At 67.1% G+C, this 5,496-nt stretch carries 6 protein-coding genes; 3 read left to right on the forward strand and 3 right to left on the reverse strand.

The features are described 5' to 3' along the window. On the reverse strand, window positions 1-947 hold a 947-nt coding region (locus tag ACTIAO_RS16925; protein WP_441907272.1), incomplete at its 3' end, for a chorismate-binding protein. A gap of 32 nt (window positions 948-979) precedes the next feature. On the opposite strand from ACTIAO_RS16925, the gene ACTIAO_RS16930 reads away from it, so the two are divergent. The 3 genes from ACTIAO_RS16930 to ACTIAO_RS16940 are packed head-to-tail and all read left to right on the forward strand — an operon-like array spanning window position 980 to window position 3,575. Then, entirely contained in the window at window positions 980-1,657 is a 678-nt protein-coding gene (locus ACTIAO_RS16930; protein WP_441907273.1) for a DedA family protein, read from the forward strand. Window positions 1,658-1,662: 5 nt separating this feature from the next. Beyond that, window positions 1,663-2,691 carry an App1 family protein gene (locus tag ACTIAO_RS16935; protein WP_441907274.1) on the forward strand — a complete coding sequence of 343 codons (1,029 nt, stop codon included), beginning with the start codon at window positions 1,663-1,665 and terminating at the stop codon, window positions 2,689-2,691. Window positions 2,692-2,702: 11 nt separating this feature from the next. Further along, a complete protein-coding gene (locus ACTIAO_RS16940; protein ID WP_441907275.1) occupies window positions 2,703-3,575 on the forward strand; it encodes a 3-methyladenine DNA glycosylase in 873 nt (290 codons plus the stop codon). Here the strand turns inward: ACTIAO_RS16940 and ACTIAO_RS16945 are convergent. Together ACTIAO_RS16945 and ACTIAO_RS16950 are read right to left on the reverse strand one after the other, a co-directional pair. Further along, window positions 3,565-4,221, reverse strand: coding sequence for an SDR family oxidoreductase (locus ACTIAO_RS16945; protein ID WP_441907276.1), 657 nt, complete (start codon window positions 4,219-4,221; stop codon window positions 3,565-3,567). The two genes, ACTIAO_RS16940 and ACTIAO_RS16945, sit on opposite strands and share 11 nt — an antisense overlap. A gap of 31 nt (window positions 4,222-4,252) precedes the next feature. Continuing rightward, a complete protein-coding gene (locus tag ACTIAO_RS16950; protein ID WP_441907277.1) occupies window positions 4,253-5,311 on the reverse strand; it encodes an NAD(P)-binding domain-containing protein in 1,059 nt (352 codons plus the stop codon). Window positions 5,312-5,496: the final 185 nt, after the last annotated feature.

Genomic DNA, 5,496 nt, shown 5'->3' on the forward strand with positions numbered 1-5,496 from the left:
TTGCGCATGAGATCGACGATCATGACGTTCTCGGCACGCTCCTTCGGGCTCGCCAGGAGCTCCGCGGCCAGCGCCGCATCGGAGGCCGGATCCGCTCCCCGGGGGCGGGTGCCCTTGATCGGACGGGTGCGGATGCGGCCTCCCTCTGCCTGCAAAAACACCTCCGGGCTGGCGCTGAGCAGTGCGCGTTCGCCGATGCGGATGAAGCCGCCGTGGTGCGCGGGTGTCGCGGCGCGCAACCGAAGGTAGGTTTCGACGGCATCGTGCGCACCGGGCACACAGAAACGGGTCGTGAGGCACAGCTGATAGGCATCACCGGCACGGATCGCGTCGCGGCAGCGTTCGACGAGCGCGGCGTAGTCGTCGGGGGTGTGACGAGCGGATGCTGCTCGCTGAGGGGACGCTTCGACTCGCTGCGCTCGCTCACCGCGTTTCGTCTCGCTCCGCTCGCTCAACGGCCCGCGGGGGGATGCTCCTTCAGAAAACGGCCCGCGGGGGGATGCTCCTTCAGAGCGGGGGGATGTTCCTTCAGAAAGGGTCGGTCCCTGAGCCTGTCGAAGGGCGACCTCCCCCAGCTCCCAGACTGCGCCGGTGGCGTGGTCGAGGGCGACGGCCGCGGTGACCCGCATCCATGCAGGACCGTCCTCCGAGGCAGCGACCGACGCACCGGCGAGTCGTGCACCGCTCTCGTAATCGAGCCAGCCGACCCAGCCACCGAGAAAGGGGGGCAGGTCATCTGCAATTGGAGCATCCCCGTCCAATCGCACATGCCCCGGGCCCGCGGCATCCGGTTCGCCGATCCCGACGATGCTCCATCCCTCCGAGGCATCCGCACCGGCATCCAGCCAGAACAGGTTCGCCTGCGAGGCTGCCAACGCGCGGAACAGGTCCGGTAAATCGACGCTCGCGGGCGCGCGGCGCGCTTCGAGCGGGGCATCAGGGAGCACTATCTCAGCGTAGGGTGCGTATTCTCGTCTGCGTGGACGATTTCCTGCTGTGGATCCTCGATGCCGTGCAGGCAGTCGATCCCGTCGCCCGCACCCTCATCGCCGGAATCGCGGTGATGCTGGAGACCAGCATCCTCATCGGCCTGATCGTGCCCGGTGACACCATCGTGATCGTCGCGTCGATGGGCGTTGCCGGACCCGTGGAGATCGTCGCCATGGTGATCGCCGTCGTCGTCGGTGCTCTCATCGGCGAGAGCATCGGCTTCGCATTGGGCCGGTGGCTCGGTCCGCGCATCCGACGCTCCTGGATCGGACGGAAGATCGGCGAAAGACAGTGGGAGCGCGCCGAGCTCTATCTGCAACGCCGCGGCGGCCTCGCGATCTTCCTCTCCCGCTTTCTTCCCGTGCTGCACTCTCTCGTTCCGCTCACCGTCGGCATGAGCACGTACTCGTACCGTCGGTTTCTGGCGTGGACGGCACCGGCGTGTCTGCTCTGGGCCGTCGCCTACGTCAGTGTGACGTCTCTCGCAGCCGGTGGGTTCCGTGAACTCGTCGATCGTGTCCACTTCGCCGGCTACATCTTCGTCGGCGTGATCGTCCTGTTCCTGGTCCTGGTTTTCGTCGGCAAGAAGGTGCTGCAGAAGTGGGAAGGCCGCCACATGCGCATCGCCGACGCAGACGAGACGACGCCCGGAGACGTGAAAGACTGAAGACGATGTCCGAAGTCAGCGCGAAAAAAGCCAGAATCCACTGGTTCGCACGCCTCGAGCGCCGCCTGCACGCCTGGCGTGAGCGCCGCGCGCGGCGTCGTGGACGCACCGCAACCGTTCTCCCCTTCGCCGGCTACGGCGGCACGGGCTGGGTTCGCGTGGTCGGACGCGTGCTGATCGTCCCTCCGCACCGCCGCAGCGCTGACGGCGAGTACGAGTCCATCCGCGGCTGGCGCAGCTTCGTCGGCATTCCCGTGGGCTTCGCTCACGCAACCATCACACTCAACGGACGCACGTACGACGTGATCGCCGACCGTGGAGGCGTGATCGACGCCGTCATCGATGCGGATCTTCCCTCCGGGTGGCAGACGTTCACCATGTCGGTCGAGAACCAGAAACCTGTCGAGGCGACAGCGTTCATCGTCGGCGATGAGGTGGACTTCGGCGTCGTATCCGATGTCGACGACACCGTCATGGTCACCGCACTTCCTCGCCCATTCATCGCCGCATGGAACTCGTTCGTCGTCGATGAGCACGCCCGGATCCCCGTTCCCGGCATGGCCGTACTCATCGAACAGCTCATGCGACAGCATCCCGGTACCCCGATGATCTACCTGTCGACCGGGGCGTGGAACGTCGCGCCCACGCTCAGCCGTTTCATGAGCAGGCATCTGTTCCCGAGGGGATCGATGCTCCTCACTGATTGGGGACCGACGCACGACCGCTGGTTCCGCAGCGGACGCGAGCACAAGCTGAGAAACCTGCGACGGCTCGCCGAGGAGTTCCCGAATGTGAAATGGCTGCTCATCGGCGATGACGGCCAGCATGACGAGGCGATCTACACAGAGTTCATGATCGAACATCCCGACTCCGTCGCCGGAGTCGCCATCCGTCAGCTCTCTGCCACCGAGGCGATGCTCGCCGGTGGTCGCGCGGTCTCCGACGATCACGCCGAGCACACCGCTCCCTGGGTTGCGGCATCGGATGGTGCGGGACTGCGCGAGAAGCTCACCGACGTCGGCATCCTGCACTGAGACGGACGGTCATGATCTCTCTCGATCACGCCACCTGGTCCGAGCGCGAGCGCGCGCATCAGCAGCGTGCCGATGCCTTCACCGCCGCACACCGCGAACGCGCATCACGAGGCGTGAAGCATCCGGTCTGGGACTTCCTGTTCACCTACTACTCGTACTCGCCATCGCAGCTGCGCCGCTGGCATCCGGGGGCCGGAGTCGAGCTCGCCGATGCCGGCGAGCGCGTCGGCTGGCGCTGGTACTCCCCCGGCACGCAGCCCGATGCCGCGGCCCCGGATGCCGATGCTTTCACCCGCGAGAAATCGTCGCTTGCCGACCTGATCGAGCGGATCCTGCGCCGCACCGCGGCACGCCCCGGCCAGTTCGGCTGCTTCGGCCTGCACGAATGGGCGATGGTGTATCGCGATGCTGAACATCGGCATCCGGCGCCCCTCCGGCTCGGACAAGCCGGCACCGACGACGTCGTCGAGTCCCATGACCTGCGCTGCACGCACTACGACGCGTTCCGCTTCTTCACCCCTGACGCGGTGCCCCGCAATCGCACCGAGCTCACGCGCGCCGATCAACCCGCCTTCGAACAGCCCGGATGCCTGCACGCGGGCATGGATCTATACAAGTGGGCTATGAAACTCGGACCGCTCATCCCCGGTGAGCTGTTGCTGGACACGTTCGAACTCGCCCGCGACATCCGACTGCTCGATATGGAAGCAGCACCCTACGACCTGTCGGCGTGGGACGTCGTGCCTGTGCCGATCGAGACGGCCGATGGCAAGGCCGAGTACGTGCGCCGTCAGCGCGAGTTCGCCGAGCGCGGCAATGCGCTCCGCGCACGGATGCTGGACGCCTGGCTGGGGCCGGAGAGCGTGGAGCCCGTCAGCGCTTGAGGGCGTCGGCTATCGGTTCCGAAGACGCCGCTGTGCCGTTGCCGAAGCGGATCGTGCGCCCAATCGTGCCCGGATCGGTCAGTGCTGCGGCGATGACGGCTGCGACGTCGGCACGCGCAACGTGGCCGTGGTCCGGTGCGTCGAGTTCGATGCGTCCGGTCGGCTCATCGAAGGTGAGGGTGCCGGGGCCGAGAATGGTGCCGTCCAGATCCGTGGCGCGCAGATGCTCGTCGGCGGCCCACTTCGCGTCGGCGTAGGGGAAGAACGAATCGCTCTCGGGAAACCCATGGTCGGCGACCGAGCCGAGCCAGGACACCATGGCGTAGCGCTTCGCGCCAGCTGCCGATGCGGCATCCATCGACCTGATCGCGGCATCGCGATCGACCGCGTAGGTGCGCTCCGGGGATCCTCCACCAGCGCCGGCGGACCAGACGACGGCGTCATGCCCGCGGATGAGGTCGGTGAGCGCGGCGGTATCCAGCTGCTCGATGTCAGCGACCAGGGCGGTGGCACCGGTCTGTTCGACGTCGGCGATGTGATCGGCGTTGCGGATCACCGATGTGACTTCATCACCGCGGGTGGTGAGGATCGGTGCGAGTAGGAGGGCGATGCGGCCGTGGCCGCCGAACACGATGACGCGGGACATGGTCCCAGGCTAGCCCTCCCCGGTCACATCGTCACAGGGGCGCGGCCATTGCGAAGGTGCGCTGCACGCCCTTCGCCGCAGTGCGTCCGGCACGGTTCGCACCGATCGTGCTGGCCGATGGCCCGTAGCCGACGAGTTGGATGCGCGGATCCTTCACCGCGGTCGTGCCGCGGCCGCTCCGATCGAGTTGGATGCCGCCGGCCTCGCTGCGCAGGTGGAGGGGTGCGAGGTGCCCGATCGCCGGGCGGAATCCGGTTGCCCACACAATGACATCGACAGGTTCGAAGGAGCCATCGGCCCAGCGCACGCCATCGGGTTCGACGCTCTGGAACATCGAGCGGCGGTCGTCGTAGGCGCCCAGTCGCGCGGCTTCCTGCTCCTGCGGACGGAGCATGAGTCCGGTGACGCCGACGACGCTCTGCGGAGGCAGTCCCTGCGCGACACGCTGCTCGACGAGTGCGACGGCGGCTGCGCCCGCTTCCGGGGTGAAGTCATCATCGCGCCAGATCGGCTCGCGACGGGTGACCCAGAGCGTGTCGGTGATCGGTGCGAGTGCGCCGAGGAACTGCACGGCCGACGCACCTCCGCCGACGACGAGCACCCGCTTGCCGAGGAAGTGCGCAGGGCCCGGGTAGTCGACGGTGTGCAGCTGCTCGCCGATGAAGGTCTCCATGCCCGGGTAGTGCGGCAGAAACGGCTGGGTCCAGGTACCGGTCGCATTCACCAGGGTGCGTGCACGCCATTCGCTCTGCCCCGCATGCACCACGAGGACGCCGTCGTCGTCGGTGACGAGGTCGACGCGCACGGGGCGGATGATCGGAAGGTCGTTGTCACGCTCGTACTCGGCGAAGGACTCCGGGACAACCCGATTGGCGCGCTGCCCGTCGCGTGCCGCCGGATGCGCATCGGGGAGCTCGGCGACGCCATGCACATCGTTCATGGTCAGAGCATTCCACCGGTGCTGCCACGCGCCGCCCGGTGCGTCATTGGCATCCAGCACGACGTGGTCGATGCCGAGGCGCTTGAGGTGGAACGAGGCCGAGAGACCCGCCTGGCCGGCGCCGATGACGATGCTCTCTCTGACCTGCATATCCATCACAACGCATACATCTGCCGAAGTGTTCCCCAGACCCGCCCGAGCCCGCACCGATTGGCGCCCATCGGTTCGCGTGTTGTATTCTTTTCAAGTTGCCCCGTTCACCCGGGGGAGCAAGATGGGCCTGTGGCGCAGCTGGTAGCGCACCTGCATGGCATGCAGGGGGTCAGGGGTTCGAG

The organism is Microbacterium sp. (assembly GCF_052099035.1).
Lineage (GTDB): Bacteria > Actinomycetota > Actinomycetes > Actinomycetales > Microbacteriaceae > Microbacterium.

Coding starts and splice junctions, on each gene's coding strand:
- ACTIAO_RS16935 (WP_441907274.1), top strand. CDS start 1,663: ATGTCCGAAGTCAGCGCGAAAAAAGCCAGAATCCACTGGTTCGCACGC.
- ACTIAO_RS16940 (WP_441907275.1), top strand. CDS start 2,703: ATGATCTCTCTCGATCACGCCACCTGGTCCGAGCGCGAGCGCGCGCAT.
- ACTIAO_RS16945 (WP_441907276.1), bottom strand. CDS start 4,221: ATGTCCCGCGTCATCGTGTTCGGCGGCCACGGCCGCATCGCCCTCCTA.
- ACTIAO_RS16950 (WP_441907277.1), bottom strand. CDS start 5,311: ATGCAGGTCAGAGAGAGCATCGTCATCGGCGCCGGCCAGGCGGGTCTC.